The sequence below is a fragment of the Sediminibacterium salmoneum NBRC 103935 genome (assembly GCF_000511175.1).
In the GTDB taxonomy this organism is placed as follows: Bacteria; Bacteroidota; Bacteroidia; order Chitinophagales; family Chitinophagaceae; genus Sediminibacterium; species Sediminibacterium salmoneum.
In genome coordinates this window covers 275,597-277,952 of record NZ_KI866530.1, presented here as the reverse complement: position 1 = coordinate 277,952, position 2,356 = coordinate 275,597, and the positions used below count along the sequence as shown (strand labels likewise).

Sequence of the window (2,356 nt, the reverse complement as noted above, 5' to 3'; positions counted from 1 at the left end):
TACGCATACATTACGTTATTGATATCTGTGGCAAACTCCATCCAGGCTCCTTTAAAAGGAATTACCCTGGCAGAGTAAATTTTTGTACCGTTGGGGTGAACAGACTGTCCAAAGAACACGCCTGGAGAACGATGTAGCTGGGAAACTACCACACGTTCTGCACCGTTAATTACAAAAGTACCACGTGGAGTCATGTAAGGTATATTTCCTAAGAAAACGTCCTGTACAATGGTCTGGAAATCTACGTGTTCCTCATCGTTACAACTTAAACGCAATTTAGCTTTTAAGGGTACGGCATAAGTTAATCCACGCTCCATACACTCTTCAATAGTGTAACGGGGAGGATCAATAAAATAATCCAGGAATTCCAGCACGAAAATGTTGCGCGTGTCTGTAATAGGAAAGTTTTCCTTAAACACACGGAACAACCCTTCCACATTACGCTTGTCGGGTGTAGTCTCTAACTGAAAAAACTCTTTAAAAGATTCTAACTGGATGTCGAGCAGGTCTGGGGCATCAGCCAAATGTTTAGTTTTACCGAAGCCGACCCTGTTGTTCATTGATGTAGTAGACATATGTATGTAAAACCGGTTTTTGTACAAAATAATTGGGGAGAATGGTAAGATCCTCTTAACGTACAATCGGCGCATTCATCACACAAAATCTGTGATAAAAATGTCCACCCGCTAAATTGCCCAAATTTAAGGATGGCAAAGGTAAGGAATGAATTAGAACCGCAAAAACAAATTTTGCGCCAAACTGCCATTTGGGAATAAATTAACTCAAAAAAAAACCTTCCCGCCTGAATGTCAGGGGGAAGGTTCCAAATTATGTTGAAGTGGATTACTTAATTTCTACTTCAGCACCAGCTTCTTTCAACTTAGCAGCTAAATCGTCTGCTTCAGCCTTAGATACGCCTTCTTTAACTGGCTTTGGAGCTCCGTCAACTAGGTCTTTAGCTTCTTTCAAACCTAAACCGGTTAATTCTTTAACAATCTTAACCACACCTAATTTGCTTGCACCACCAGAAACAAGAATTACATCAAAAGATGTTTTCTCTTCAGCAGCAGCAGCGCCACCACCGTCTCCTGCAGCAACTACAACTGCAGCAGCAGCTGGTTCAATACCGTAATCAGCTTTTAATACATCAGCTAATTCCTGAACTTCTTTTACTGTTAAGCCTACTAGTTGTTCGGCTAATGCTTTTACGTCTGCCATTTTTTTACTTTTTAACCGCTTTCAAAGCGTTTGCTCCAGCGGATGGTTATAAATAGTGCCCCATTTGAACCTCAGGGGCGTTGGGATTTACACAATAATTATTCAGCAGCAGCAGCTTCTGCCTGCTTCTCGTGGTGTTGTAACAAACCAGCCAAAACACGCTTGGCAGGAGACTGTAACAATCCAATTACTTCACCAATCAATTCATTCTTAGTCTTGATTTGGGTAAGTGCTTTCAGGTTGTTATCACCACTGTAAATTTCACCGTTAATGAAAGCTGCTTTTAAAACAGGCTTTTCCATATTTCCCTTAGAGCGGAAAGAACTGATAATCAAAGCTGGTTCTTTTGGATTCTCAGAGAACATCAATGCAGTTACATTGTGTAAAGAATCAAAAACACCCGCATATTTTTCAGCATCCAATGCTTCTAGGGCTTTGCGGATCAAAGTGTTTTTAGCCACTTTCATCTCAACATTCTTGTCGAAACAAGTTCTTCTAAGGTTAGAAACCTGCTCTACAGTCAGGGATTCAGTATCTGTGATATAGAAGTTGTTATACTGAGCGAATTTTTCCTTCAGTATTTCAATTACTTCATTTTTTTGGTCTTTGTTCATAACTAATTTTTTTAAAACCCGGGTCATTTCCAGCTAAGCAGGATCGCCAGGATTAGTTCATTAATGATTTGGTGTCTAATGCAATACCAGGGCTCATTGTGCTGGCCATGCTAGCTCCTTTAAGGTAGGTTCCTTTAGCAGTAGAAGGCTTCAACTTAATGATGGCATTGATTAATTCGGTGCTGTTTTCAGCTAATTTTTCAGGAGAGAAAGAAATTCTTCCGATAGAAGCGTGAACAATACCGGTTTTATCTACTTTGAAAGCGATTTTACCACCTTTTACTTCATTAACAGCGGCAGCAACGTCGTTGGTTACAGTACCAGTCTTAGGGTTTGGCATCAAGTTACGAGGACCTAATACTTTACCTAATTTACCAATCTTAGGCATAACCGCAGGAGTAGCGATGATTACATCGATATCTACCCAACCACCTTCAATTTTAGTAATGAATTCGTCCAATCCAACATAATCAGCACCTGCTTCGTTTGCAGCAGCTTCTTTATCAGGCGTACATAAAACCAAT

Annotated in this window: 3 protein-coding genes and 1 pseudogene; all 4 read right to left on the bottom strand. The window is 40.2% G+C overall.

Translation table 11 applies throughout. From position 1 onward, the window contains the following. A pseudogene (rpoB, locus tag P767_RS15245) lies at nucleotides 1-524 on the bottom strand (DNA-directed RNA polymerase subunit beta); the annotation flags it as partial. A 319-nt stretch (nucleotides 525-843) separates the two neighbouring features. Beyond that, nucleotides 844-1,218, bottom strand: coding sequence for a 50S ribosomal protein L7/L12 (rplL, locus tag P767_RS0101530; RefSeq protein WP_026763135.1), 375 nt, complete (start codon nucleotides 1,216-1,218; stop codon nucleotides 844-846). Nucleotides 1,219-1,316: 98 nt separating this feature from the next. Further along, nucleotides 1,317-1,832 carry a 50S ribosomal protein L10 gene (gene rplJ, locus P767_RS0101525; RefSeq protein WP_026763134.1) on the bottom strand — a complete coding sequence of 172 codons (516 nt, stop codon included), beginning with the start codon at nucleotides 1,830-1,832 and terminating at the stop codon, nucleotides 1,317-1,319. Nucleotides 1,833-1,884: 52 nt separating this feature from the next. After that, nucleotides 1,885-2,356 (bottom strand): 50S ribosomal protein L1 (gene rplA / locus P767_RS15240; protein WP_037351514.1); only part of this gene is annotated, 472 nt, incomplete at its 5' end.

Coding starts and splice junctions, on each gene's coding strand:
- rplL (WP_026763135.1), bottom strand. CDS start 1,218: ATGGCAGACGTAAAAGCATTAGCCGAACAACTAGTAGGCTTAACAGTA.
- rplJ (WP_026763134.1), bottom strand. CDS start 1,832: ATGAACAAAGACCAAAAAAATGAAGTAATTGAAATACTGAAGGAAAAA.